At 38.9% G+C, this 25,142-nt stretch carries 22 protein-coding genes and 2 pseudogenes; 11 read left to right on the top strand and 13 right to left on the bottom strand.

Annotation, left to right across the window (positions count from 1 at the left end; all coding sequences use genetic code 11):
- The first annotated feature begins 465 nt into the window (after positions 1 to 465).
- A complete protein-coding gene (gene umoD, locus AACU98_RS12195) occupies positions 466 to 966 on the top strand; it encodes a flagellar biogenesis regulator UmoD (RefSeq protein WP_004247102.1) in 501 nt (166 codons plus the stop codon).
- Between the two features lie 88 nt (positions 967 to 1,054).
- Here the strand turns inward: umoD and mfd are convergent, their stop codons facing one another.
- Positions 1,055 to 4,510: a transcription-repair coupling factor gene (gene mfd, locus AACU98_RS12190; RefSeq protein ID WP_017628384.1), complete on the bottom strand. Its 3,456-nt coding sequence runs from the start codon at positions 4,508 to 4,510 to the stop codon at positions 1,055 to 1,057.
- A 194-nt stretch (positions 4,511 to 4,704) separates the two neighbouring features.
- Here mfd and lolC point away from each other — a divergent pair, with 194 nt between their 5' ends.
- From lolC to pepT, 5 genes are all read left to right on the top strand, one after another.
- A complete protein-coding gene (gene lolC / locus AACU98_RS12185) occupies positions 4,705 to 5,907 on the top strand; it encodes a lipoprotein-releasing ABC transporter permease subunit LolC (protein ID WP_012367767.1) in 1,203 nt (400 codons plus the stop codon).
- Positions 5,900 to 6,604, top strand: a complete 705-nt coding sequence (gene lolD / locus AACU98_RS12180) for a lipoprotein-releasing ABC transporter ATP-binding protein LolD (protein ID WP_004247832.1) — start codon at positions 5,900 to 5,902, stop codon at positions 6,602 to 6,604. The genes lolC and lolD overlap by 8 nt, the downstream gene beginning before the upstream one ends.
- Entirely contained in the window at positions 6,604 to 7,851 is a 1,248-nt protein-coding gene (gene lolE, locus AACU98_RS12175; protein WP_004247833.1) for a lipoprotein-releasing ABC transporter permease subunit LolE, read from the top strand. The genes lolD and lolE overlap by 1 nt, the downstream gene beginning before the upstream one ends.
- Positions 7,852 to 7,941: 90 nt before the next feature.
- Positions 7,942 to 8,799 carry a Sir2 family NAD+-dependent deacetylase gene (gene cobB / locus AACU98_RS12170; RefSeq protein ID WP_004247834.1) on the top strand — a complete coding sequence of 286 codons (858 nt, stop codon included), beginning with the start codon at positions 7,942 to 7,944 and terminating at the stop codon, positions 8,797 to 8,799.
- A 51-nt stretch (positions 8,800 to 8,850) separates the two neighbouring features.
- The gene (pepT, locus tag AACU98_RS12165; protein ID WP_004247111.1) at positions 8,851 to 10,095 is read left to right on the top strand and encodes a peptidase T; all 1,245 of its coding nucleotides are present in this window, start codon (positions 8,851 to 8,853) and stop codon (positions 10,093 to 10,095) included.
- A gap of 581 nt (positions 10,096 to 10,676) precedes the next feature.
- Here the strand turns inward: pepT and AACU98_RS12160 are convergent.
- From AACU98_RS12160 to rluE, 8 genes are all read right to left on the bottom strand, one after another.
- A complete protein-coding gene (locus tag AACU98_RS12160) occupies positions 10,677 to 11,798 on the bottom strand; it encodes a ribosomal protein uL16 3-hydroxylase (protein ID WP_004247112.1) in 1,122 nt (373 codons plus the stop codon).
- A gap of 194 nt (positions 11,799 to 11,992) precedes the next feature.
- Entirely contained in the window at positions 11,993 to 13,456 is a 1,464-nt protein-coding gene (gene phoQ / locus AACU98_RS12155; RefSeq protein WP_004251833.1) for a two-component system sensor histidine kinase PhoQ, read from the bottom strand.
- Position 13,457: 1 nt separating this feature from the next.
- Entirely contained in the window at positions 13,458 to 14,132 is a 675-nt protein-coding gene (gene phoP, locus AACU98_RS12150; protein WP_004247114.1) for a two-component system response regulator PhoP, read from the bottom strand.
- 190 nt (positions 14,133 to 14,322) lie between these two features.
- A complete protein-coding gene (gene purB, locus AACU98_RS12145; RefSeq protein ID WP_012367768.1) occupies positions 14,323 to 15,693 on the bottom strand; it encodes an adenylosuccinate lyase in 1,371 nt (456 codons plus the stop codon).
- 32 nt (positions 15,694 to 15,725) lie between these two features.
- The gene (gene hflD / locus AACU98_RS12140; protein ID WP_004247840.1) at positions 15,726 to 16,355 is read right to left on the bottom strand and encodes a high frequency lysogenization protein HflD; all 630 of its coding nucleotides are present in this window, start codon (positions 16,353 to 16,355) and stop codon (positions 15,726 to 15,728) included.
- A 2-nt stretch (positions 16,356 to 16,357) separates the two neighbouring features.
- A complete protein-coding gene (gene mnmA, locus AACU98_RS12135) occupies positions 16,358 to 17,461 on the bottom strand; it encodes a tRNA 2-thiouridine(34) synthase MnmA (protein ID WP_004247117.1) in 1,104 nt (367 codons plus the stop codon).
- Between the two features lie 105 nt (positions 17,462 to 17,566).
- Positions 17,567 to 18,019, bottom strand: coding sequence for an NUDIX hydrolase (locus tag AACU98_RS12130; protein WP_004247118.1), 453 nt, complete (start codon positions 18,017 to 18,019; stop codon positions 17,567 to 17,569).
- Positions 18,012 to 18,641, bottom strand: a complete 630-nt coding sequence (gene rluE, locus AACU98_RS12125; RefSeq protein WP_004247841.1) for a 23S rRNA pseudouridine(2457) synthase RluE — start codon at positions 18,639 to 18,641, stop codon at positions 18,012 to 18,014. Before rluE ends, AACU98_RS12130 begins: the two co-directional genes overlap by 8 nt.
- A 138-nt stretch (positions 18,642 to 18,779) precedes the next feature.
- Here rluE and icd point away from each other — a divergent pair, with 138 nt between their 5' ends.
- Both icd and AACU98_RS12115 read left to right on the top strand, forming a co-directional pair.
- Positions 18,780 to 20,033, top strand: coding sequence for an NADP-dependent isocitrate dehydrogenase (gene icd, locus AACU98_RS12120; RefSeq protein ID WP_004247120.1), 1,254 nt, complete (start codon positions 18,780 to 18,782; stop codon positions 20,031 to 20,033).
- 215 nt (positions 20,034 to 20,248) lie between these two features.
- Positions 20,249 to 20,608: a hypothetical protein gene (locus tag AACU98_RS12115; protein ID WP_273816232.1), complete on the top strand. Its 360-nt coding sequence runs from the start codon at positions 20,249 to 20,251 to the stop codon at positions 20,606 to 20,608.
- A 91-nt stretch (positions 20,609 to 20,699) separates the two neighbouring features.
- Here the strand turns inward: AACU98_RS12115 and AACU98_RS12110 are convergent, their stop codons facing one another.
- Positions 20,700 to 21,860: an IS30 family transposase gene (locus AACU98_RS12110; protein WP_161734796.1), complete on the bottom strand. Its 1,161-nt coding sequence runs from the start codon at positions 21,858 to 21,860 to the stop codon at positions 20,700 to 20,702.
- 179 nt (positions 21,861 to 22,039) lie between these two features.
- Between AACU98_RS12110 and AACU98_RS12105 the strand changes: the two genes are divergently transcribed.
- Together AACU98_RS12105 and AACU98_RS12100 are read left to right on the top strand one after the other, a co-directional pair.
- Positions 22,040 to 22,630, top strand: coding sequence for a hypothetical protein (locus tag AACU98_RS12105; RefSeq protein WP_161734793.1), 591 nt, complete (start codon positions 22,040 to 22,042; stop codon positions 22,628 to 22,630).
- 3 nt (positions 22,631 to 22,633) lie between these two features.
- Positions 22,634 to 22,927, top strand: coding sequence for a hypothetical protein (locus AACU98_RS12100; RefSeq protein WP_161734790.1), 294 nt, complete (start codon positions 22,634 to 22,636; stop codon positions 22,925 to 22,927).
- 73 nt (positions 22,928 to 23,000) lie between these two features.
- Here the strand turns inward: AACU98_RS12100 and AACU98_RS12095 are convergent, their stop codons facing one another.
- Both AACU98_RS12095 and AACU98_RS12090 read right to left on the bottom strand, forming a co-directional pair.
- Positions 23,001 to 23,495 (bottom strand): gamma-glutamylcyclotransferase family protein, encoded by a 495-nt coding sequence (locus AACU98_RS12095; protein ID WP_161734787.1) that lies wholly within the window; start codon positions 23,493 to 23,495, stop codon positions 23,001 to 23,003.
- A gap of 329 nt (positions 23,496 to 23,824) precedes the next feature.
- On the bottom strand, positions 23,825 to 24,229 hold the full coding sequence (locus tag AACU98_RS12090; RefSeq protein ID WP_161734784.1) for a hypothetical protein: 405 nt from the start codon (positions 24,227 to 24,229) through the stop codon (positions 23,825 to 23,827).
- Between the two features lie 459 nt (positions 24,230 to 24,688).
- Between AACU98_RS12090 and AACU98_RS12085 the strand changes: the two are divergent.
- Positions 24,689 to 24,826: pseudogene (locus AACU98_RS12085) on the top strand (NADP-dependent isocitrate dehydrogenase); the annotation flags it as partial.
- Between the two features lie 177 nt (positions 24,827 to 25,003).
- On the opposite strand, the pseudogene AACU98_RS18465 reads toward AACU98_RS12085, so the two are convergent.
- Positions 25,004 to 25,142, bottom strand: a pseudogene (locus AACU98_RS18465) (transposase); the annotation flags it as partial.

Below are 25,142 nucleotides of genomic sequence, written 5' to 3'. Positions count from 1 at the left end.
AAACATGTATTTAATCTATTATTTTTATTATCTTTATGTACAAACCAGTCTGTTACGCATAGTGAAAAGCAAATCGGCTATGTAAAGGTTAATGAAGAAGTTTCTTAAAAGAGATTACATTTGTTAACTTGATGTTATCATTACGCTATATTTATAAATATGTAAATGAAATTAGATTTCATTGATGAGATAAGAAATATTTAAGTTCATTCTTAATTTTTTTGAAAATAATTAGAAAATAGCGCGTATTTAATTAACTGATTAAAACAATAATTAGTGGTGTATTTACCATGTTATAAGTACATAGTTTACTTATGATGTTAATCAGCAAGGACGTAATAATATATTTTTTCATATAAGCTTATTCATTCAACATATTGAATTACAACGTTGTGATAAAAGAGTGAAATCCGCTTATAACAAAAAAATAGTAAAATAGGGATAAACGCATAAAAAGGGGAAAAAGTGAGTGTTGATAGCAAAAAGTTCACACTAATAGGACTAATCCTTGTATTAGCTATTCTTTTATTTGTCGCTTGGAAGTGGATATTTCCACGGCCACAATTTGCCCATGTGGTTTCAGCAACACCGATTAAATCAACCGTTTTTGTGACAGAAGAGTATTGCCATCGTATTGGACTGCCTACACAATTTACACCAGAAAAATTATCGCGTTTTCATCCCGCAGAGCAAGAGTGCCGTGTTTTCTATATGATAGAAGCGCTAAACAATAAAAGTATTGCTCACTTCCCTTATGCTCAATTTAGAGAATGTATTCCCATTTACCGCCAAGAAAGGCGAGTTATCGGTTATGATGTGCTTTACACAATTGATGGTACACCGGGTAAAGTGAGAACGACATTTAAACCGGGCGATATCATCGCGCTAGATAGCGATGGCCGACTTGTTTTGGAGCAAGAGCCATATTGTTCTATGAATGAAAATATTCCTTGCCGTAAAGAGTAACGGTTTTCTTTTTAGCATTAACGCTGATAACTGATAAGATAAAAAAGGCCTAATATTTATTATGTTAGGCCTTTTTGCATTTTATTATCTAAACAGACAATGCGTTTATTTTGTGTTCACTAAAAGCGGTGAGCATATCGTCGATAAAAGTGAGTCGTTTTTCTCGATCGGTTAGGCTTATCATAAATTTCAATTTGGTAGGGCCATCTAAACGGAAGACGCTCGGTTGCTCTTGCAATAAACCGATTAAATAAGTCGGGTCGACATTATTTTTTTCACCAAACTCAATAAAGCCACCTTTGTCATGGGCTTCAATGCGAGATATACCTAAACTCATGGCGCTTAATCGAATAGCCGCATTACGTAATAAGTTGCGTCCTGCATCAGGTAAGGTGCCGAATCTATCAATAAGCTCTGCCCTTAGATCATTAAGTTCATTTAAGTCTTTGGCACTGGCAATACGTTTATAGAAAGAGAGTCTTACATTGACATCAGGAATATAGTCATCGGGCAATAGCACTGGCATTCTTAATTCAATTTCGGTTTGCTGATTGGTCAGATCTTCTAATGATGGCTCTCGACCCTCTTTTAATGCTTCAACGGCACTTTCTAGTAACTCCATATATAAAGAGAAGCCAACGGTATTCATTTGACCGCTTTGCTCTTCACCTAATAACTCTCCCGCACCACGAATTTCTAGATCATGTGTGGCTAAAGCAAAACCTGCGCCGAGATCTTCTAGGGAGGCAATCGCTTCTAAGCGTTTATGGGCATCTTTAGTCATTGCTTTGGGATGAGGGGTTAATAGATAAGCATAGGCTTGATGGTGAGAGCGACCAACGCGTCCACGTAATTGGTGTAGTTGCGCTAAACCAAAGTGATCAGCACGTTCAATAATAATGGTATTGGCACTCGGAATATCAATACCCGTTTCTATAATGGTGGTGCAGAGCAATACATTAAATCGTTGATGGTGAAAATCGTTCATCACACGTTCAAGCTCACGTTCACGCATTTGCCCATGGCCAATACCAATACGAGCTTCAGGTACTAACTGTGCTAGCCTATCACGCGCTTTCTCTATATTTTCAACATCGTTATATAAATAGTACACTTGCCCGCCACGTAATGTTTCACGCAAGATAGCCTCTCTAACAACCAGATCATCATATTCTCGGACAAATGTTTTAACGGATAAACGGCGAGCGGGTGGGGTGGCAATAATTGACAGATCACGCATACCACTCATCGCCATATTTAGCGTACGAGGAATAGGGGTGGCCGTTAAGGTTAATATATCGACATTGGCACGCATTGCTTTAATACGCTCTTTATGACGTACACCGAAGCGATGCTCCTCATCAACAATTAATAACCCTAAGTCTTTCCATTGAATACCCGGTTGTAATAATTTATGTGTACCAATAACGATATCAATGGTGCCTTCTGCTAATTTTTCGGTGATCTGCTGTTGCTCTTTGGCACTACGAAAACGTGAGATCATCTCAATATTGACCGGCCAATTAGCAAAGCGATCACGAAAGTTTTCAAAGTGTTGTTGAGCCAGTAGGGTAGTAGGCACCAAAATAGCCACTTGCTTATTGTTGCTTATTGCAAGAAATGCCGCACGCATAGCAACTTCTGTCTTACCAAAACCAACATCACCACATACTAGCCTATCCATGGCAATGGCTTGGCACATATCACTTAATACGGCATTAATCGCCATCTCTTGATCGGGTGTGGTTTCAAAGGGGAAGCTTTGGCGGAAAGTGTGATATTGTTCTTTATCTAATTTAAACGCAAAACCAGATTTAACGGCTCGTTGAGCGTAGACATCTAATAATTCCGCCGCCACATCACGCACTTTTTCAGCTGCTTTTTGGCGCGCACGAGTCCAAGCATCACCCCCTAATTTATGAAGAGGCGCATTTTCATCCGCCCCACCAGAGTAGCGACTGATCAAATGCAGTGACGAAACAGGAACATAGAGTTTGTCATCTCCCGCATACGAGAGGATCAAGTACTCTGCTTTTACGCCACCCGCTTCTAAGGTAGTCATACCTTGATAACGACCCACCCCATGCTGAAGATGGACAACAGGTTGTCCGGGACTTAATTCTGCCAGATTGCGGATCAGTGTATCGGTATTGATGGTGCGACGATTATCTTGACGGCGACGGTGGACTCGCTCACCTAACATATCACTTTCGCAGATCAGCGCTAACTGACGATAATTGTCAATAAAGCCATGCTCTGCAGAGCCAATAATAAAATAACACCCTTTCTCTTTAGCATCCGCTAATTCAATAATTTGTTTGGGGGCAATTTTAATTCTAGATAAGAGCTCTTGAACGGTTTCCCGCCGACCTTCACTTTCAACCGAAAAAACAATACTGCCAGAAAATTGCTCTTGGAAACGGCGTAGATTATCAAGCGGTGATTTACTTTGCGCATTGACTGATAAATCAGGCAGTGGTTGATAACCTAAATTGGTATAACCCGCTTTTTCCGGCAGTGCTTGCGTTTTAAGTTGAATACGTGGCCACTGTTTTAACTGTTGATTGAGCGTTTCGACATTAAGCCAAATATCATCTGGTGGCAGTAATGGCCGCATGGGATCAACACGACGGCTTTCATAACGTTGGTTGATATCTTGCCAAAATTTATCAGCGCAATCTTGCAGATCTTGCGTCACAATTAAGGTGTTTTGTGGGAAATAAGCAAATAAATTGGATAATGGCTGACTAAAAAAGAGCGGTTGCCAGTATTCAATTCCTGCGGGTAATACTTGCTTACTTACTTGTTGATAGATATGTTCAGGATCACGTCTTACTTCAAAACGTTCACGCCATTGGCTACGAAAGAGTTCAATCGCATTAGGATCAGTTGGAAACTCATGAGCCGGTAATAGTTTGATCTGCTCGACTTCTGTTAAGGTGCGTTGCGTATCAACATCAAAAGTTCTTAGGCTATCTATCTCATCATCAAAAAAGTCAATTCGATAAGGAAATTCACTGCCCATCGGGAATAGGTCAAGTAATGCGCCGCGTGTTGCATACTCGCCATGCTCTAACACTTGTTCTACATGACGATAACCCGCCTCATCAAATGTTTTGCGTAAATTGTCGCGAGAAAGTTGCTCTCCTTTACTCATTATTAATGCATGACTTGCGAGATAATCTGTTGGGCAGACTTTTTGCATTAACGTATTGACGGGTAAGATTAAAATTCCCTTGAGAAGTGATGGAATACGGTATAGCGTAGAAAGGCGGTTAGAGATTATTTCTTGATGGGGAGAAAAACTGTCGTAAGGCAATGTTTCCCAATCAGATAATGTCTCTACAGGATAATCACAAAACTGACGGATTTCATCTTGTAAACGCAGTGCATTTTGCATATCACGAGTGACAAGAACGACTAATCCAGCATGACGTTTGATGATTTCTGCACATTCTAGGGCGCAAGCGGCACCTGTCAGCTGACCCAGCTGGCGAGTATCCCCTTGTTTTACAGGAAGTTGATAACGATATTCTGAGGACATAAGCGTGTAATGTGAACTCTTGGTTGTAGTTAACTCCCAACACATCTTTAGCGACATCGCCAAAGCTTAAACTGGCGGGCAGGTTAAGATAAAAGAAAAAACCACAGTTTGGGAATAGAGTGGTTCCATTCAGTAAGACTACCCTTTATTATCCCTGAACACTTAGCATTAGCAACAGGAACAGCACAGTTTTCATGTACAATTCTGTCTCATTTTTTATAGGGCTCCGTTATATGCGGGGTCGCGCAGTCGACAAATTTGGTCGATTCGTCTCATGGCTATCCGCTTTAGGGATTATGCTGGGTGTTGCGGCATTGATCACAGTGACTTCTGTGATGAATGGCTTTGAACGCTCATTACAAAACAGCATTTTGGCCTATATTCCACAAGCTGTTATCACAACACCCAATGGGCAGCTACCCAAACAAGATAGTACTGCACAAATGTTATTAAAACGAGAAGATGTTATCAATGTCGTTCCTTTAGTTGAAGGGGATGTGGTATTACAAAGTAAAGATAATATCGGTGTTGGCGTGATGTTAGGGATTGATAAAGCACAAGATGAACCCCTAACACAGTTTATTCGCTATGGCGATTTCTCGTTATTAAAACCGGGAGAATATGGTGTGATCCTCGGTAGTGGTTTAGCTAAACAGCTAAAAACCAAAGAAGGGGATAGCATTCGCCTTATTGTTCCCGGCGTAAGCCAACTCACCCCAATGGGCCGAGTGCCTAGCCAACGACTGTTTACAGTCAAAGGTATTTTCCAAAGTGGCGGTGATGCTGATGCTTCTCAACTTCTAGTCAATCAACAAGATGCGGCGCGTTTGATGCGCTATCAACCCGGCAATATTACCGGATGGCGTCTATTCTTCTCAACCCCCCTTAATATTGAAAAATACAGTGCTGAACCTTTGCCAGCAGGTTTAAGTTGGAAAGATTGGCGTGAACGAAAGGGCGAGTTTTTCCAAGCAGTGAAAATGGAAAAAAATATGATGGGCTTATTATTAAGCCTAATTATTGCGGTCGCCGCGTTTAATATTATTACTTCGCTTTCATTACTGGTGATGGAAAAACAAGGTGAAGTGGCAATATTACAAACCATGGGGTTAAAGCGTTCACAGATAATGTCTATCTTTATGCTACAAGGGGCAGGTGCCGGTATTTTAGGTGCTATTGCGGGAGGTTTGTTAGGGGCGTTACTATCAAGCCAACTAAATGTGATTATGCCTGCGGTAGGGCTTATTCCTCATGGGGTAGAATTACCCGCGACTTTAGAGTGGAGCCGAGTCTTTATGATTGGTTTTGCCGCTATTGTGATTTCACTATTATCGACTTTATACCCGTCTTGGCGGGCCGCAACTATTCAGCCAGCAGAGGCGCTACGTTATGAGTAATACCCCTTTATTACAATGTCATGCACTTTGTAAGCAGTATCAAGATGGTGCTATTTCAACACAAGTCTTAAAATCCGTCTCTTTCGCGATCAATCAAGGTGATTTTATGGCGATTGTCGGCAGCTCAGGTTCAGGTAAAAGTACCCTATTACATTTATTGGGTGGTTTAGACTCTCCAACCTCAGGTGAAGTGATATTTAAAGGGCAATCGCTCAATAAATTAACTTCAACGGCAAAAGCGGATTTACGTAATACTCAATTGGGTTTTATCTACCAATTCCACCATTTGTTACCTGATTTTACTGCATTAGAAAATGTTGCAATGCCTTTAATGATTGGTGGAATGAGTGCAGTAAAGGCTAAACAGAAAGCGATGTCTTTACTTGATGCCGTAGGATTAACTGCTCGTGCACATCATCGTCCTTCTGAGTTATCTGGGGGAGAAAGACAACGTGTTGCTATTGCTAGAGCCTTAGTAAACGATCCGGCGTTAGTTTTAGCCGATGAGCCGACAGGTAATCTTGACCAAAAAAATGCGGAAGGTATTTTCGAATTACTCATGAAATTAAATAAAGAAAAGAAAACTGCCTTTTTGGTTGTTACTCATGATTTATCTCTCGCGGCACGCTTTCAACGTCAACTTGAAATGAAAGATGGTCAATTAGAGTCTCAAGAAGCGATTTCAGGAGTGGAATAATGGCGCAGTTGCCACTTGCTTTAGTTACCGCATTACGTTTTTCAAAAGGACGAAAACGTGCTGGTATGGTGTCATTAATTTCGATTATCTCAACGCTGGGCATTATGTTGGGTGTAGCGGTATTGATTATCGGATTAAGTGCCATGAACGGTTTTGAACGTGAATTAAAAAACCGCATTCTTTCTGTGGTTCCCCATGGACAAATTTATTCGGTAGAACAACCCTTTATATCTTGGCAACCGGCACTATCTCGGATTGAAAATACTGAGGGTGTTGTTGCTGCTGCCCCCTATATTTTATTAACCGGATTACTTGAAAAAGGAACAGAATTAAAAGCGGTACAAGTGATGGGGGTTGAACCGAATAAACAAAGTGATATCAGTTTATTACCGAGCTATGTGCAAAATAATGCATGGCAACATTTTCAAGCGGGTCAACAACAAATCATTATTGGCCAAGGTGTTGCCGATGCCTTAAAAATCAAACAAGGTGATTGGTTAACTATTCTGATCCCTAACAATGATGATCCGAAAAAGCTATTACAACCTAAACGCATTCGTTTACAAGTCAGTGGCATATTTAAACTCAGTGGTATGCTCGATCACCAATTAGCGTTAATTCCATTGGCAGATGCGCAACAGTATCTTGATTACGGCAAAGGAATTACGGGTATTGAAGTGAAAACAAGCGATCCATTTCTAGCTAATGAAATTATTCATAATGCAGGCTTAAATAGCCAAGCCTATGTTTATGCTAAAAGCTGGATTAGCGATTATGGTTATATGTATAGCGATATTCAGATGATCCGCAGCATTATGTATCTCTCAATGATTTTAGTGATTGGGGTTGCTTGTTTTAATATTGTCTCGACGCTGATTATGGCGGTAAGAGATAAGAGCGGAGATATTGCTATTTTACGAACGTTAGGTGCAAGAGATAGCCATATTCGCAATATTTTCTTATGGTACGGACTGTTGTCAGGCATGATCGGATGCGTGGCCGGTGTTATTATGGGGGTAGTTGTCTCACTAAATTTAACCCCTATTGTCTCGGTAATTGAATCCATGACAGGGCATAGTGTGCTATCAGGAGATGTCTATTTTGTCGATTTCTTACCTTCAGAAATACATGCAATTGATGTTTTCTCCGTATTTTTGACGACGGTTATTTTGAGTTTGATTGCTAGTTGGTATCCTGCTCGTCGAGCAACTAAACTCGATCCTGCTAGAATTTTAAGTGGACAGTAAGTTTATTGACATAAAATGGATATAAACGGAAATAAGACAGTAAAGTTATCAATTTTTATTGATTGTTAAATATAAAAACCAAGGATTGCCATGATGAAACTTAAACTTCGTCATCGTCGGCTTAGGAAGTTTCGTAAGATAAAAAGTTTACGTAGACAACACTCACGTTGTCGTTATTTTCATTTAACCCATAAAACGGAACATGAAATGAATTTACCCAAAGTAGTGGTGCTAACCGGGGCGGGCATTTCGGCTGAATCAGGTATAAAAACCTTTCGATCAGAAGATGGATTGTGGGAAGAGCATCGCGTTGAAGATGTGGCAACGCCAGAGGGATATCACCGCAACCCTAAACTGGTTCAGCAGTTTTACAATGAGCGCCGTCGTCAATTACAACAACCTTCAATTCAACCTAATGAAGCACATTATGCATTAGCAAAACTTGAGCAATATCTAGGAAAGGACAATTTCCTGCTGGTCACGCAGAATATTGATAACTTACATGAAAAAGCAGGGAGTAAACATATTCTCCATATGCATGGTGAGTTATTGAAAGTCCGCTGTCCGCAATCAGGTCAAGTTTTTGAATGGAAAGGGGATTTATCAACGACAGATTATTGCCATTGCTGCCAATTTCCCTCTCCTCTACGTCCGCATATTGTTTGGTTTGGTGAAATGCCAATCGGCATGGATGAAATTTATCACGCTTTAGCACAGGCAGATCTCTTTATCGCTATTGGCACTTCGGGGAATGTCTATCCTGCGGCTGGGTTTGTCCATGAAGCACGGTTGACAGGGGCTCACACGGTTGAGCTTAACCTTGAACCTAGCTTAGTGGAGAGTGAGTTTGAAGAAAAACATTATGGCCCCGCGAGCCAAGTGGTTGATGCATATGTCCATAAATTGTTTGATTTAATTAATGATCCTAAAGCTGATTTGACGCAATAATTATTTTATAGAGTTCCCTATTATTGTTATTAGAGAGATTTAGGGGGCAAAATGGATAAATTATTAGAACGGTTTTTTGAATACATTAGTTTTGATACACAATCGAAACCATCATCGAAAATGTCACCAAGTAGCGATGGTCAGCTAAAATTAGCGAAGGCACTGGTACAAGAATTAAAAAAACTGGGTTTTTCTGATGTGACACTCAGTGATAAAGGATGCGTTATGGCGAGTTTGCCCTCTAACGTATCTTGGCCTGTACCTGTTATTGGCTTTATTTCCCATCTTGATACTTCACCTGATTTTTCAGGTAAACATGTAAAACCTCAAGTGCTTGAAGATTACCGTGGTGGTGATATCGCGCTAGGTATTGGTGATGAAGTATTATCACCGGTTATGTTTCCAATTTTACACTCAATGATTGGTAAAACATTAATTACAACGGATGGTAAAACTCTATTAGGTGCTGATGATAAAGCCGGTATCGCAGAGATAGTCACTGCGATGGTACGTTTAAAAGCACAAAATCGACCTCATGGTGATATCCGTATTGCATTTACGCCGGATGAAGAGATAGGGCGTGGTGCACATTATGTCGACCTAAAAGCATTTGGTGCTAACTGGGCATATACCGTTGATGGTGGTGGTGTGGGCGAATTGGAATATGAAAATTTCAATGCCGCTTCTGTGAGTATTAAAATCGTTGGTAATAATGTTCATCCCGGTAGTGCCAAAGGCGTGATGGTAAATGCGTTAGGACTCGCTTCGCGTATTCACCAAGAATTACCTGTTGAAGAGACCCCTGAAAACACAGAAGGCTATGAAGGTTTTTATCACCTACAAAGTATTAAAGGTACGGTGGAAAGAGCCGAAATGCACTATATTATTCGTGATTTTGATCGCAATCAGTTTGAAAAGCGTAAACAAAACATGATCACGATTGCTGAAAAAGTAGGTAAAGGTCTACATCCTGATTGCTATATTGAACTAACTATTGATGATAGCTACTACAATATGCATGATAAAGTGGTTCAGTATCCACATGTTATTGATATTGCAAAACAAGCAATGATTGATTGTGATATTGAACCTGATATTAAGCCTATTCGTGGTGGTACAGACGGTGCTCAGCTTTCTTACCGTGGATTACCTTGCCCAAATATCTTCACGGGTGGTTATAATTTTCATGGCAAACATGAATTTATCTCTTTAGAAGGTATGGAGGCCGCAGTAAGTGTTATTATGCGAATTGCTGAAATTACTGCCGAAAGAGAAAAAGCAAAAGTTATTTGTTAATAGAGCAGTTATGTAAAATAATTGCCCCATAATAGCCGACAATCTCGGCTATTATTTTATCTTTATATTTTAAATATAGGGTTTGTTTTCATATTATTTAAAATTAAACTTTAAAAATAAGTTTGTTTTTTATAAGTTATTGGACGATTATTTCAAATAATATTCTTTATAATCTAAATAAAATGATATAAGGATATTTGCGTAATGGCTGTACTCTCCAAAATAATAATAAAACAAACAAGATCAGAATGTCTGTGTAAAAAAATACCGATAACCAGTGATAATACTCTTAGTAAACAAGAGTATAAAGCATCGTTTATTATCGTTTTCATCTATTTTTTAATTACCCATCTTATTATATTTTCTTTATATTTATCAAATGATAAGCATACCTGGTTACTTCTAGGGCTACAGAGTGCGTTCTTTATCGTTTTGCCGTGGTTATTTTATGGCACAAGAACGTTACTAAAAGAGGCAATGTATTATTTAATAAGATAACAGTTACTGTTTATTAACATAGTTAAAATAACACCCAGCTATAATTAGCTGGGTGTGTTTGTATAAAAATAGTTTATTTATACTTAATCTTCAAAATACCAATAGCCTTGGTTAACAAGATGCGTCAATAAGCGTATAAATTTTGGATCTGCTAAAGCATCACCTAAATGTTGTTTATCAATACAATCATATTGGCAAAGGGCATCTGCAGCTTCAATATGATGAGTATCCATTAATTCACCATTAACAAAGCAACTATCACCAACACGCAGTGCGCGAATACCGTTTAAACGATGAAGTTGTTCACCTTGTTGCAGTAAATCGTGGATCTCAGCATTTTCATATAAAGGTTCAGGAATGGCCAAGTCAAGTTCATGGCGAGATTGAGAAATAAACTCCCCAAACCAATGACGGAAGACTTCGGGTTGGGCAAGTAAGTCTTCCATCATATCATGCAACTTATTTAATTCTTGATGCTGGACTAATGCCGGATTATCTCGAGGAGTAAGATCAGGATCACTGTAACGGTAGCTTCCTAAGTCATTTGCTAAAACATAGTCAGCAAAACCGCTAAATAGCTCTCGTGCATTAGGTGCTCTAAAGCCAACAGAATAGTTTAGTGATTCTTCAATGGCATAACCTTCATGAGGAAATCCAGGTGGAATATACAGAATATCACCCGGCTCTAATTCTTCATCGATAATGGCGTCAAAAGGATCAACTTGAAGTAAATCCGGGTGAGGACAGTGCTGTTTCATTGGGATTTTCTCACCCACACGCCAACGACGACGACCTTGCCCTTGAATAATAAATACGTCATATTGATCAAGATGAGGACCCACACCGCCTCCGGGAACAGAGTAAGAGATCATCAAATCATCAATACGCCAATCGGGCAACACACGAAAAGGTTTCATCAATGCCGCACTTGGAAAATGCCAGTGATCGACCGCTTGAACTAATAACGACCAATCTTTATCGCCCAAACCTTCAAAGTGCTCAAAAGGCCCATGTTTAACTCCCCATTGCCCATCTTGACAACTCACAAGACGGCTATCCACTTCATCTTCCATTGCAAGACCCGCAAGTTCATCAGGAGATAAAGGATCAATAAAACCAGAGAAGCCGTTTTTGATTAATAAAGGACGTTTTTGCCAATGGCTTTCTAAAAATGATTGCCAATCTAAATTAAGTTTATAGTCCATTGTGTATTTCCTGAATTTGGGAAGCCTAAAAATATCATATAATGAATTACAACTTCCTGCTAAACATTCCTTGGTGCAATGTGAGTAATAACGAGTAATATACTGACAACTGCGTAGTTATCATACATCTCGCAATCTTATTGTGATAAGACCTAAATTAAATCAGCAATAATATAAGTTGATAGAGAAGAGCGTTACTCTATTTCAGTAGTGAGTTGTTGCTCAGCAAAGGTGACGATGAGTCTCGCCCCCCCTAATGGACTATCGGTAATGGTGATATCACCGTTATATTGCTCAATAATATCAACAGCAATTGATAATCCTAAGCCTTGTCCTGGGCGCAATGTATCTGCACGTGTACCACGCTGAAAAATAAGCTCCCTTTTTTCTGGGCTGACTCCTGGGCCATCATCATCTACGGTGATAATCACACAATTGTCATCATGACTTACATTGATCTCGACAAACTCTAAGCAGTACTTACAAGCATTATCAAGTACATTTCCCATGACTTCCATAAAATCATTCTTTTCACCTAACCACATCATTTCAGGGGAAACATTTAACGTTATATCAACGCCTTTGGATTGATAGACCTTATTAAGTGCACTACAAAGATTGTCAAGTAAGCCTGATAAAGAGTGGAGCTTGCGTGTTGTTATATCGTGATCGCCGTGAAGAGAAGCTCGATGTAAATAATAACCAACTTGCTGTGAAATTCGTTCAATTTGACTTTGCATAATTGGCTCAGCTTGTTCTATAGACATTTGTTTGCCAGCACGTAGAGCACGTAATGTTGATTGTAAAACAGCAAGGGGGGTTTTTAAGCTATGGGTCAGATCAGATAAACTGGTACGGTATTTACTATAACGATTGCGTTCATTACGCAATAAAATGTTGAGATTATAAACTAATCCTTTGAGCTCTTTAGGGGGATTTTCATCTAAATTATCGCGAGTGCCTTTTTCCAACGCACTAATCTGCTCAATAATGGATTTAATCGGTCTTAAACTCCAATGGGCTGCTAACCAAATTAATGGGATCACCAAAAGAAAATTAGCCAGTAATATATAGAGAAACCAATCCCAGACTCTACTTACATTTTGCAGACTTTGAGGAATAGGATCGATAACCGCAATGGATAGATAAGGCATATTATCCGCCGCAGGATAGTGATTAATAACCACGGAATGCGTTAAGGTATCATTACTTGAATATTCGTTGAGTTTTTTTAGATAGGCACGATATTGAGGCAGTTGCTGTAACATAAAACGTGTCGTTTTAACATTCACACTAATTTCAAATAAGCCTTCTTTATTGCGCCATTTTGGCGCGATACTGTTTGGGATCACCTGAGGTAAATCCGTTGGCGTCCATAGCACATTGCCTTTCTCGTCGAAGATAACCACCAGCGATGTGTTGTTGTTATTGAGGTTAGTCGGAAATTCAATCTGCAATTGCCCATCTTTCCATTGCGCTAAGCTATAGTAGAGATTACTTTGGCTGCGCATTAGCATAAAAGTCGTTTTATCAAAACTGACAATAGAACCGACTATGGCAACCAAACCATAAGAGAGTGTCAGTGCTAAAATAATGGCGCTGGTGGCAAGTAAAAATCTTGTTCGTAAAGAGAAGGGCGAACGTTGTTTTTTATGCATATTAAGCTTTCATATCAAAACGATAACCTTGTCCACGTACAGTTACAATGACATCATTATCATATTTTTGGAGAATTTTTTTGCGCAGACGCCCCATAAGCACATCAATGGTATGACTTTCTCGCTGCTCTGCATCAGGATAAAGTTGGCGCATTAGTACATCTTTGCTCACCACTTTGTTTTGATTACGCATTAATGTTTCTAAAATAGTATATTCGAATGCAGTGAGCTTGATTTGCTCACCTAAGATCATGAACTCTTTACGTGATAAATCCAACTCAAAAGGGGCAATAGTCAGTATTTGTGATGCAATGCCCATGTTTCTTCGCATTAATGCCTGAACGCGTGCCACGATCTCTTCAAAATGAAAAGGCTTTGTCACATAATCATCAGCACCGGCATTTAATGCGGTCACTTTTTCCTGCCAGCTTTCTCGAGCCGTTAATACCATAATGGGAATAGTAATATTATTTTCCCGCCATCGACGAATAAGGCTGATACCATCTTCATCAGGAAGACCTAAATCAACAATGGCGACATCAGGTGTACTTTCTGCGATAAAGTGATCGGCTTCTTTCGCATCCTGTGCTGCATCAACTTGATGTCCTGCATCGCGAAACTGCACAGATAAATGATGGCGAAGTAAGATATTATCTTCAATAATTAAGATCCGCATATTCCACCTTGTGTACATCAGTAAAAATCAGTTGCTGTAAGAGAAATTAAGATAATGATAGTCAATCTAGCACCTAAAGAATACCGTAACGGACAATGTGTTTAAGTTATAGATAGTTTTTATCTTATTTAGGACGGGTAATCGATATAAAAAAAGGCAGAGATTATCTGCCTTTTAAGTATGGGATAAATTAATCTAATTTATCAACAAGTTGACTGGCAAAACCAATATAGCTTTCAGGTGTCATCGCTTTTAAGCGTGCTTTTTCTTGTTCTGGTAGCGCTAAACCGTCAATAAACACAACCATATCTTGTGCCGTGATCCGTTTACCACGAGTTAACTCTTTAAGTTTTTCATAAGGTTTTTCAATACCATAGCGACGCATAACCGTTTGGATTGGTTCAGCAAGAACTTCCCAGTTGCTATCTAACTCTTCACGAAGATGACTTTCATTAACTTCTAATTTATTTAAGCCTTTCATGGTTGATTGGTAAGCGATTAATGCATAACCGATACCGACACCTAGGTTACGTAGTACGGTTGAGTCAGTTAAATCACGTTGCCAACGCGAAACAGGTAATTTGCTGGAAAGATGCCCCATAACGGCATTAGCTAAACCTAGATTACCTTCAGAGTTTTCAAAATCGATAGGATTCACTTTATGAGGCATTGTTGATGAGCCAATCTCACCGGCAATGGTCTTCTGTTTGAAGTGATTAAGAGCGATATAACCCCAAATATCACGGTCAAAATCAATTAAAATTGTATTAAAGCGGCTGATGCAATCAAAAAGCTCGGCAATATAGTCGTGTGGCTCAATTTGCGTAGTATATGGGTTCCATGTGATCCCCAATGAAGTAACAAATTCTTCACTAAATTGGTGCCAATCAACTTCAGGATAGGCAGCTAGGTGAGCATTATAGTTACCTACTGCACCATTAATTTTACCTAAAATTTCTACTTGAGTAAGTTGGCGATATTGACGCTCCATACGGTATGCAACGTTTGCAAACTCTTTTCCTACCGTTGAAGGTGTTGCCGGTTGTCCGTGAGTACGAGAAAGCAGGGGTAAATCACGATATGCTTGCGCCATTTTACTGATAGTATCAATAAGCTCGCGCCATGCAGGTAGTAGCACTTCTTGGCGTGCTGTTTCTAACATGATGGCATGGGATAAATTATTAATATCTTCAGAAGTACAAGCGAAGTGAATAAACTCAGAAACTTGCTGTAGTGCAGGGATAGCTGCCACTTTTTCTTTTAAGAAATATTCAACCGCTTTCACATCATGATTGGTGGTGCGCTCGATAGTTTTGATACGAGCAGCATCATCTTCATTGAAGTTAGCAACAATTGCGTCAAGGTAATCGATTGCGTTTTGTTCAAAGGCGGGAACTTCTTTAATGTCGGTGCAAGATGCTAGCTTTTGTAGCCAGCGAACTTCTACCTGTACACGGAATTTCAAAAGACCGAATTCACTAAAAATAGTCCGTAACGACGAGGTTTTACTACCGTAACGACCGTCAATCGGTGAAATCGCTGTCAGCGAAGATAATTCCATTGTTGGCAACTCCCAGGTTGAATTTTAAAGTATTAACATTGAGCGAGAAAATCATCAGTTTGTCGTAAGATGGTTTTTTGATGGAGTAAAAAATCAAAACGGCGACCACCTACTTGACGCCAAAGTACGGCACTACGAAGACCTGTCAGAAGTAATCCACGAACTTTGGCTTGAATAATAGGGTTTTTAAGCAACTCAATCGAACCATTAACTTGAATTTTTGGCCCTACAGGGCTGACCGCATCACTATAAACGCCAGCGAGAGCATTAAATAATCCGTCAGAAAGCGGTTCAAAATAATTTTTTTGTCGTTCAAGTTGAGATATTTTTTGTGACAAATGCGAACTGTAATCGTTATTTTTGTTGATGATACGTTCAAGGTTAATCAGGCCTTGTTGATAAGTCATCAACTCAAACGTGAGTTTTTCTCTTCTTACCGCTTGATGGATAGCTTTTATGGTTTGAAAACCTAATTTCAAATGACTTATTTGATTACCATAAACATCCAAGGTTGAAGTTGGGTTGATATTAAAAATGCTGTTAACCATGACTTCAACATCTTTCTCGTCTGCATTCCCTTGATAAGCAATTTGCTGAACAAGACGACTTGCCTGGCAGATACCTGCCAGTGCAAGGGTAATATCACGAAAATCTTTAGCCACATCTACTCCTGAATACGTGTTTCAATAATACCGCCACCTAAACAGACTTCGTCTTGATAGAAAACGGCCGATTGCCCTGGTGTAACAGCAGCAACAGGATAGTCAAAACGGACTTCAATTTTATCTTCATCTAATGGTGTTACTGTACACGGAATATCAGCTTGGCGATATCGTGTTTTCACCGTGCAACGAAAAGCTTCGGTAATAGGCTCTCTTGCGACCCAATGAAGTTGTTGAGCAATTAAGCCTACGGACATTAATCGAGGGTGTTCATGACCTTGTGCGACAATTAATATGTTATTTGCAACATCTTTATCGACTACATACCAAGGATCTTCGCTACCTTCTTTTGTGCCACCGATACCCAGACCTTTACGTTGACCTAAGGTGTGATACATCAACCCTTGATGTTCACCAATGGTTTCGCCATCTACGGTGACGATAGGACCCGGTTTGGCAGGTAAATAGCGCGATAAGAAATCAGTAAACTTGCGTTCACCGATAAAGCAGATCCCCGTAGAGTCTTTTTTCTTCGCGGTGGCTAAATCAAGCTTCTCGGCAATTTTTCTCACCTCAGGTTTTTCCATTTCACCGACAGGGAAAAGGCTTTGGGCGATTTGCTGATGACTTAATGTATATAAGAAGTAGCTTTGATCTTTGTTGTTATCAACACCGCGCAGTAATTGGCTTTTACCATCAATATCACGGCGACGAACATAGTGGCCCGTTGCAATATAGTCGGCCCCTAAATCTTCAGCTGCATATTCTAAAAACGCTTTAAATTTTATCTCTTTATTACATAGAATATCGGGATTAGGGGTGCGGCCAGCTTTATATTCAGATAAAAAGTGTTCAAATACATTATCCCAATATTCAGCGGCAAAATTGATAGTGTGAAGTTCTATGCCAAGCTTATCGCACACGGCTTGCGCGTCGGCAAGGTCGGCAGAAGCTGAGCAATATTCTGTATCGTCATCTTCTTCCCAGTTCTTCATAAACAGACCAACGACCTGATATCCCTGTTCCTTAAGAAGATAGGCTGAGACGGATGAATCTACGCCACCGGACATTCCAACGATGACTTTTTTTTGGCTGTTATCTGACATGAATGGATCTCACTGCGGAAAAATAAGCGCCATACTTTACCATATCACTATCAAGGGTGCATCAAACGAATACATTTTTTGCCTTCTTAACTATGAAAGTCATTGTTAAGAGGCAAATGTTGAACCAAAGCTATCCAGTAAAGAGAGTGGATAACGTTCATTTTGTTGATAACAAAGAATACTTTCTTTTACCAGCGGTGAACGTAATTGTTGGCTATTGATTATCTCTTGCGCGGTCACCCAGTAGCAGCCATTAATATCATCGTCATGTGGTTGTGTGGCTAATTGTTCTGGTGCTTCTATCAAAAATAAAAAACGCAAAAATGGCGTATTGTCCGGTGCCACCCACTGATGTAATTTCAAAAAATATTGTACCGGCAAGGTTAAACCGGTTTCTTCCCATAACTCTCGTTGTGCCGCTTGGATCAGGGTTTCATTTGCTTCTAAATGTCCTGCGGGTTGATTCCATGTGGCTTTGCCATTTACCGTTTCTTCAACAACTAAAAATTTATTGTTTGCATGAACAATACAAGCAACAGTGACATGTGGTTTAAACAAAATTAATCTCCTTCCATTGACCCGGTAATAGATTATCCAAGGTAATATTTCCCATGCTAAAACGAATTAAGCGTAATGTGGGATAACCAATATGGGCAGTCATACGTCTAACTTGGCGGTTTTTTCCTTCAAATAAGGTGATTTTTAACCAGCTAGTCGGAATAGATTGACGCTCTCTAATAGGTGGAAATCGCTCCCAAACCCACGTTGGCTGTTCTACCCTTTCAATTTTTGCAGGTAGTGTTTTCCCATCCTTTAGGTTAAGTCCTTCACGAAATTGTTGTAACGCTATCTCTGTGGGAATGCCTTCTACTTGAGCATAGTAGACTTTCCCTGTTTTTTTATTTGGTTGAGTTAATTTGGCCTGTAATTTGCCATCATTTGTTAATACTAACAGACCTTCACTATCTCTATCTAACCGTCCTGCCGCATAAATATCAGGAATGGGGATAAAATCTTTTAGTGTTTTTCTACCGCTGTCATCGGTAAATTGCACAAGAACATCAAAGGGTTTATTAAAGATAATCACTTTACGCTCACCTCTAGGGCGAGAAGGTTTTTTTTGTCCTGCTAGTGCGTGAGATTTGCGTAGTTTCGATCTATTGTTAAATTGATTTGCCATAGCTATTTTTTGTCAAAAATGGGAGATTGATTATACCTTAAAAGAGAAGCGATTGGCGTTAGCTGAATAATCAAGTAGTATTGACAGGTCTCTTACAAAAAATTAACAAAGCGTGCGCTTACATGAAAGGAGAGGTAAATGGAAAGCAAAGTAGTTGTTCCGGCTAATGGTGCTAAAATTACATTAGATGCTAAAGGTAAGCTTGTTGTTCCAAATAATCCGGTTATCCCTTATATCGAAGGGGATGGTATCGGTATCGATGTCACGCCAGCAATGTTAAAAGTTGTTGATGCAGCGGTTGAAAAAGCTTACGGCAATGAACGTAAGATTGAGTGGATGGAAGTCTACACCGGTGAAAAATCAACACAAATTTATGGTAAAGATGTTTGGCTGCCAGAAGAAACCTTAGATCTTATTCGTGAATATCGTGTTTCTATTAAAGGTCCTCTTACTACACCAGTAGGTGGTGGTATCCGTTCATTAAATGTGGCACTACGCCAACAACTCGACCTTTACGTTTGCCTGCGCCCAGTGCGTTATTACAAAGGCACTCCAAGCCCAGTAAAACACCCAGAACTGACGGATATGGTTATCTTCCGTGAAAACTCAGAAGATATCTATGCCGGTATTGAGTGGAAAGCCGGCTCAGCAGAAGCTGATAAAGTGATTAAGTTCCTGCAAGATGAAATGGGTGTAACCAAAATTCGCTTCCCACAAGATTGTGGTATCGGTATTAAGCCATGTTCAGAAGAGGGGACTAAACGTTTAGTTCGCGCAGCGATTGAATATGCAATTGATAACGATCGCGACTCCGTTACATTGGTGCATAAAGGTAATATTATGAAATTTACCGAAGGTGCCTTTAAAGATTGGGGTTACGAATTAGCCCGTGAAGAATTTGGTGGTGAGCTGTTAGATGGTGGTCCTTGGGTTAAAATTAAGAACCCTAAATCAGGCAAAGATATTATTGTTAAAGATGTTATCGCAGATGCATTCTTACAACAAATCCTGTTACGCCCAGCCGAGTATGATGTTATCGCTTGTATGAACCTAAATGGCGACTATATTTCTGATGCATTAGCAGCACAAGTTGGTGGTATTGGGATTGCTCCTGGCGCTAATATTGGTGATGAGTGTGCATTATTTGAAGCGACTCACGGAACAGCACCAAAATATGCCGGACAAGATAAAGTTAACCCAGGCTCTATTATTCTCTCCGCGGAGATGATGCTACGCCACATGGGTTGGACAGAAGCCGCTGACTTAATCATTAAAGGTATGGAAGGCGCGATCGAAGCGAAGACCGTTACTTATGATTTCGAACGTCTAATGGACGGCGCTAAACTGCTGAAATGTAGCGAGTTCGGTGACGCGATTATTAAACATATGTAATTGTTGATTTGATAAATAGTTAACGGGAGCTTATTAGTTCCCGTTTATTTTTTGTACTATAAAATTCTTCCCCAAAACCCCACCAAAACTATTCCCCAAAACAGTACAATTAAAAGTGTGGATTATCTGAAGTGATTTCTGAAAACAATGCGTGGTGTGTGAATTTAATTGATACTATTCAAGGTAATTCAGCAGAATATGAGCTCTATATATTTGTGAAGTCTTCTTATCATATTTCACTTCATCCTCAAAAATGGGGAATTCAAATTTATCATAAAGGTGTTATTACACACGCTTCAAGCCAAAGACCGCTTAATTTATTAGAGGGAAATAACTTTGTACTCACAGGAAATAATTGGAATGGCGTGGATGTCGGTTTCCCCTGTACGGTATTAATCTCAACAATTGGGCATATTGGTATGATGGATTCGATGGGAGGAAAAACAATTAGGATAACTCTTTGTGGACGAGGTAACCGTATTATCCCTCATTCCATGATAGTCTCCGGACAGATGTCAACAACCTCACTAGGTAAGCAGTATTTTTATATTGATGTAAGGGAGTATGGTGGGTGATAGAAGAGTTTAGATGGTTAGTTTAGTTATTGAGTACGAGAGAGCGCTAAAAAAGGATATATTCGTTGGTAGTCGGCTTTGTGCTGTGAGTTCAACCGGTGGATGCAACACACTGGTTAAATCGTTCTGCTGGTGATTCATAACCTAGCGTTTTTCTTGGCCTCTCGTTGAGTTGTTTAGCGATGCTATTTAATCTTTGCTGGCTATGAACGGATAAATCAGTACCTTTTGGAAAATATTGTCTGAGCAATCTGTTCGTATTTTCGTTTGAACCACGTTGCCACGGAGACTGAGGATCGCAGAAGTAGACTTGGATATCTGTCGCTACAGTAAATACTGCATGATTGGTCATTTCAACACCTCTGTCCCAAGTTAATGTTTTATATAGTTCAGAGGGTAATTGCTGAGCCTGTTTAATGAGAGCGGCTATCACCGTTGCTGTTTTATTATCACTGATTTTAGCTAGCATAACATAACGTGAATGGCGTTCTACTAAAGTGACAATATAAGAATTTTTAGAGCCTTGAATTAGCTCCCCTTCCCAGTGGCCTGGAATCGCTCTATCCGCAACAGTCGATGGTCTTTCGCTTATAGGAACGGCATTAGGGATTGAGCCTAATCCTTTTCCTTTAAGTGATGTGGTTCTAGATTTTCGTACCGTTCTTCTGCTTCTAAGATATTGCTGTAGCTCTTTTTTTAAAGTTCCCCGAGTTTGTATAAAAAGTGTTTTATAAATCGTTTCGTGAGACACATTCATCTCCTGAGCATCTGGATAATTACGTTTTAGCCAGCCAGCAATTTGCTCAGGTGACCAGCCTCGATGCATTTTTTCTGCGATTATTTTACACAATGTAGGGTTTTGACTTAACTTACAAGCTTTAGGTCTCAAGGCATTATCCCATGCTTTTTTATCCGCTTTTGCTGCACGGTAGTTGGTTAATCCACCATGCCTGCGGATCTCACGGCTAACAGTTGAAGGGGCTCTTGATATCTTTTTAGCTATCTCCCTGATACTACACTTTTCTGCTAATCCTCTCGATATTTCTTCTCGTTCATCAAGCGAAAGCGATAATCTGTGGCGTTTACGGACGGGAGGACGGAAGCCCCCCGTTTGATAAATAGTGGGCATAATAGAAGAATGGTATCTATCAAACATTCTGGCGATCTCATGTAAAGAATCACCTTGCTTATATCTGTCCCAAATAATCGCTTTCTGTTCAGGTGTATAGTAAATACGTTTTCTTGGTTTCATAACAATGCCCTCCTTATTTAAGGATAGCGTTGCATTGATTAATTGAACTCACAGCCAGAAGCGGACGTAAAACACAATGGTATGTCAATCGTTGTTCTGCTAATCAATATGAAAGCTTGAATAAGGCAAAAGAAAGACGCATAATAGTAAATACACTATTTTTCAATGAGATAACTTTAATGTTCGAAAAAATTAAAGATAATTGGATTAGGATAGTATATGCAATTATATGCCTCATCATTATTGTATTTAGTTATACCTACCAGGTTGATATAGTTAGCTCAAGTACAAGTATGAATTTATTTTCATATTATGCCTCTGTAGCGACGATTATTGCTCTATTAATATCAATAATGGAAATATTATATGCCGCTAGCATTGCAAAGAGTATAAAAGTACGCTCTATGTTTAATCTTATGAGATTCAAACATACAACGGGAATAAGCTATGCTCATGAGTGTAATTCATTTTACGAACAATGTTTAAGCGATTTGGTCACAAAAAAATACCCACTCCTTGTCGCCAATTTCACTATAGCAAAAAAATTACACATAAGCCTCGCCAATTATTTCATGACTAAAGAAGATAAAAAGGAATTTGATGCAAAAATGGGAATATTAAACGATTTGGAAAAAAAAATAATTGCAACCCGACATATCACTCCTTCTAACCCTTTGGGTAATGCTCAGATTAAAGAAATCCAAGAGGCTTTGCTCGTTGTAAAACAAGATTTTCAAATGAAATATACATTCAGAAATTCAGAGGATTAATATATGTTACCAAATACGATGGCTAATTTTGTAAAGCAATTAATTTCTGAGACACAGGATGGTATTGTTAGTTGGAAATATTATTCGGATGAAGATAAAGTTGTAACTGAATACCAAGGGATGAATATAATATTGGATTATGCTTTTGATTTTAATCAAGAAGTTGGTGTCCAGCGTTTAAATATCACACAGAGCGATGGGCGCCATTTTTTCTTTGCGGTAAGTCAATACGATTCTGGTTATACGTTATTAAAACAGCTTTATAATGAGGCTCAAGCTTCGGATTTTAAATTCTGACATTAGGCTGCGCATATGGCCTAACAAGATGAAGCAAGTGTCTACATCTTTAATTTTTATTCAAGCACTTTATTTAACTATGTATGGCACGTTGCTTCATGTCTCTTTCTTTATTACTATCTTCAATTGCCTCAATTGATGCTATCTTTTCTTGAATGTATTGTTCTGGAAGTAAGGCATCTCTCGCACCAACTAATACATGATTTACATACCATGAATAGGGTTTTAGATTATCGTCTATTTTCGTTGCTACATAGGTTGTTGCAGTTACTAAAGATCCATCGGAAGCTGTAACAGTTATTTCTTTCTGATTGTAACCATATCCAAGTCCTTCCGCTTTATCTAACGCTGGTTTTTCCTTTGGATCAATGTTGAACAAGACACCGTATATAATGTCGTCAGTGTTTTGGGTTAAATATGCATCACATTTTCCAGAGCCATCCTTGCTAGACTTATGGAACCTTAAGTCGTGACCGACAAGCACAAAGCAACCAAGGGCCTCTGCACTTGGAACTCTTTCTTGTAACCGAGAAGTAGACATATTAGATCCATATGCAAAATAGTACATGGTTTTCCCACAAAATTAAAAATAAATTGAGTAGATTATATATTCATAGTATTCATCCAATAAAATTGTTCCTACCTATTAATTATCAAATATCTTAAGACCTATACGTGGGGGGTAACGTCCGCTCCTCGCTCAGAGCAGACCTAAAATCGTTCTGAGTGATGAGTGCCAAAAGATGATATTGCTAACACCGTCATGTGTTGATTAAAAAGGAAAGTGCCAATGCTTTGAAGAAAGTACAAGAAGACAATTTAATGGGGTAGACCAGCAAACTAATAACCAATTATCGATTGCTGATCTTACAGAAGCTCACTAAAAGAGTTTGAGTGCTAGCGTTGTACAATCCGACCGTTGGAATCCAACCACATTCCATCAGACAAATACACCATTTCCCCAGAATCATTTGTTACCTGTAGGTCATGGTAAATTGAAGTAAGTTCGTTTTCGGGCGAAGGCGCAATATCGTCGTTTCCAAAAATCATATCTTGATATTGCGACCAGTTTTGGTGAATTTCGAAATACATATCAACATCATAATCCTGCATTCTTAGTTCATCATCTGAAGTTATATTCAACGTCTTTTTGAGACCGATAATGTTAAAAATCCATTTCTTACCACTTTTAATGAAGTATGCTCCCGTGTAAGCCTCTTGGTCTGGTACTGCCTCATAACCTAAACTCAAAGATAACTGTATCTGTTCTGCCAATGTAAAGGGCTTTTTCCATCCATCCATACTTGTTTACCTGTTTACTGTACGAAAACGATATAATAAAGCATTATTGATAACCATGACCTAAGTAAACTTAACTAAATATGTATTATAAGGTCACTTATTCCCAGAATAAGATCCACTCCTTTCTCAAAGCTGATAATCAGATTTAATCTATTGCATAATAAATTGTTATTTTGTTTTTTTAAATATTCACTACATTAGTATAGTGAAAAATATTCAAATTAAATAAAAATCCCTAATTTATTTTCAGTGTGAATTATTTTAATTAAATTTTTACTTTCTATTATTTAATATAAATCATAGGTTTGAATGCTTGATATCAAGCTTGATAAGCACTCAATCAGTTAAAGTATCTTCCCCAAAACCACCTCAACCCAAACTAAAAATCAACCAGTTACATACAAACCAAGATCACATAAAAAAAGATTGTCACCACCAGTAATTATAATTTATTAAATAAGTTACATAATTATTATGGGTATAATGCTATGCCTCATGGGTTGGACAGAAGCCGCTGACTTAATCATTAAAGGTATGGACGGCGCTAAATTGCTGAAATGTAGCGAGTTCGGTGACGCGATTATCAAACATATGTAATTATTGATTTAAGAAATAGTTAACGAGAGCTTATTAGTTCACATTTTTTATTGTCAATTTTGAAATGGTTATCAAATAGTTATCAAAACGAGTTATCAAAATCACCTGAATTTTGAGCAATTAAATCACGATTTTTATCTAATTTTTGGCGTTCAAGTTGTTACCTGATTACTCAGCGTCTAATTTTGCTTTCCAGCTATAAAGTAATTTATCGGTGATCCCTAAAGAAGCTACCGCTTTTGGGACGCTATAACCTTGTTCGCTGACTAATGCGACCGCTTCTTGCTTAAACCCAGTAGTATAAACACTGTTTGTT

This window comes from Proteus sp. G4380, from assembly GCF_963885725.1.
GTDB classification, from domain to species: Bacteria; Pseudomonadota; Gammaproteobacteria; order Enterobacterales; family Enterobacteriaceae; genus Proteus; species Proteus mirabilis.
This window is presented reverse-complemented; position numbering and strand designations above follow the sequence as displayed.

Coding starts and splice junctions, on each gene's coding strand:
- mfd (WP_017628384.1), bottom strand. CDS start 4,510: ATGTCCTCAGAATATCGTTATCAACTTCCTGTAAAACAAGGGGATACT.
- lolC (WP_012367767.1), top strand. CDS start 4,705: ATGTACAATTCTGTCTCATTTTTTATAGGGCTCCGTTATATGCGGGGT.
- lolD (WP_004247832.1), top strand. CDS start 5,900: ATGAGTAATACCCCTTTATTACAATGTCATGCACTTTGTAAGCAGTAT.
- lolE (WP_004247833.1), top strand. CDS start 6,604: ATGGCGCAGTTGCCACTTGCTTTAGTTACCGCATTACGTTTTTCAAAA.
- cobB (WP_004247834.1), top strand. CDS start 7,942: ATGATGAAACTTAAACTTCGTCATCGTCGGCTTAGGAAGTTTCGTAAG.
- pepT (WP_004247111.1), top strand. CDS start 8,851: ATGGATAAATTATTAGAACGGTTTTTTGAATACATTAGTTTTGATACA.
- AACU98_RS12160 (WP_004247112.1), bottom strand. CDS start 11,798: ATGGACTATAAACTTAATTTAGATTGGCAATCATTTTTAGAAAGCCAT.
- phoQ (WP_004251833.1), bottom strand. CDS start 13,456: ATGCATAAAAAACAACGTTCGCCCTTCTCTTTACGAACAAGATTTTTA.
- phoP (WP_004247114.1), bottom strand. CDS start 14,132: ATGCGGATCTTAATTATTGAAGATAATATCTTACTTCGCCATCATTTA.
- purB (WP_012367768.1), bottom strand. CDS start 15,693: ATGGAATTATCTTCGCTGACAGCGATTTCACCGATTGACGGTCGTTAC.
- mnmA (WP_004247117.1), bottom strand. CDS start 17,461: ATGTCAGATAACAGCCAAAAAAAAGTCATCGTTGGAATGTCCGGTGGC.
- rluE (WP_004247841.1), bottom strand. CDS start 18,641: ATGGCAAATCAATTTAACAATAGATCGAAACTACGCAAATCTCACGCA.
- icd (WP_004247120.1), top strand. CDS start 18,780: ATGGAAAGCAAAGTAGTTGTTCCGGCTAATGGTGCTAAAATTACATTA.
- AACU98_RS12110 (WP_161734796.1), bottom strand. CDS start 21,860: ATGAAACCAAGAAAACGTATTTACTATACACCTGAACAGAAAGCGATT.
- AACU98_RS12105 (WP_161734793.1), top strand. CDS start 22,040: ATGTTCGAAAAAATTAAAGATAATTGGATTAGGATAGTATATGCAATT.
- AACU98_RS12100 (WP_161734790.1), top strand. CDS start 22,634: ATGTTACCAAATACGATGGCTAATTTTGTAAAGCAATTAATTTCTGAG.
- AACU98_RS12095 (WP_161734787.1), bottom strand. CDS start 23,495: ATGTACTATTTTGCATATGGATCTAATATGTCTACTTCTCGGTTACAA.
- AACU98_RS12090 (WP_161734784.1), bottom strand. CDS start 24,229: ATGGATGGATGGAAAAAGCCCTTTACATTGGCAGAACAGATACAGTTA.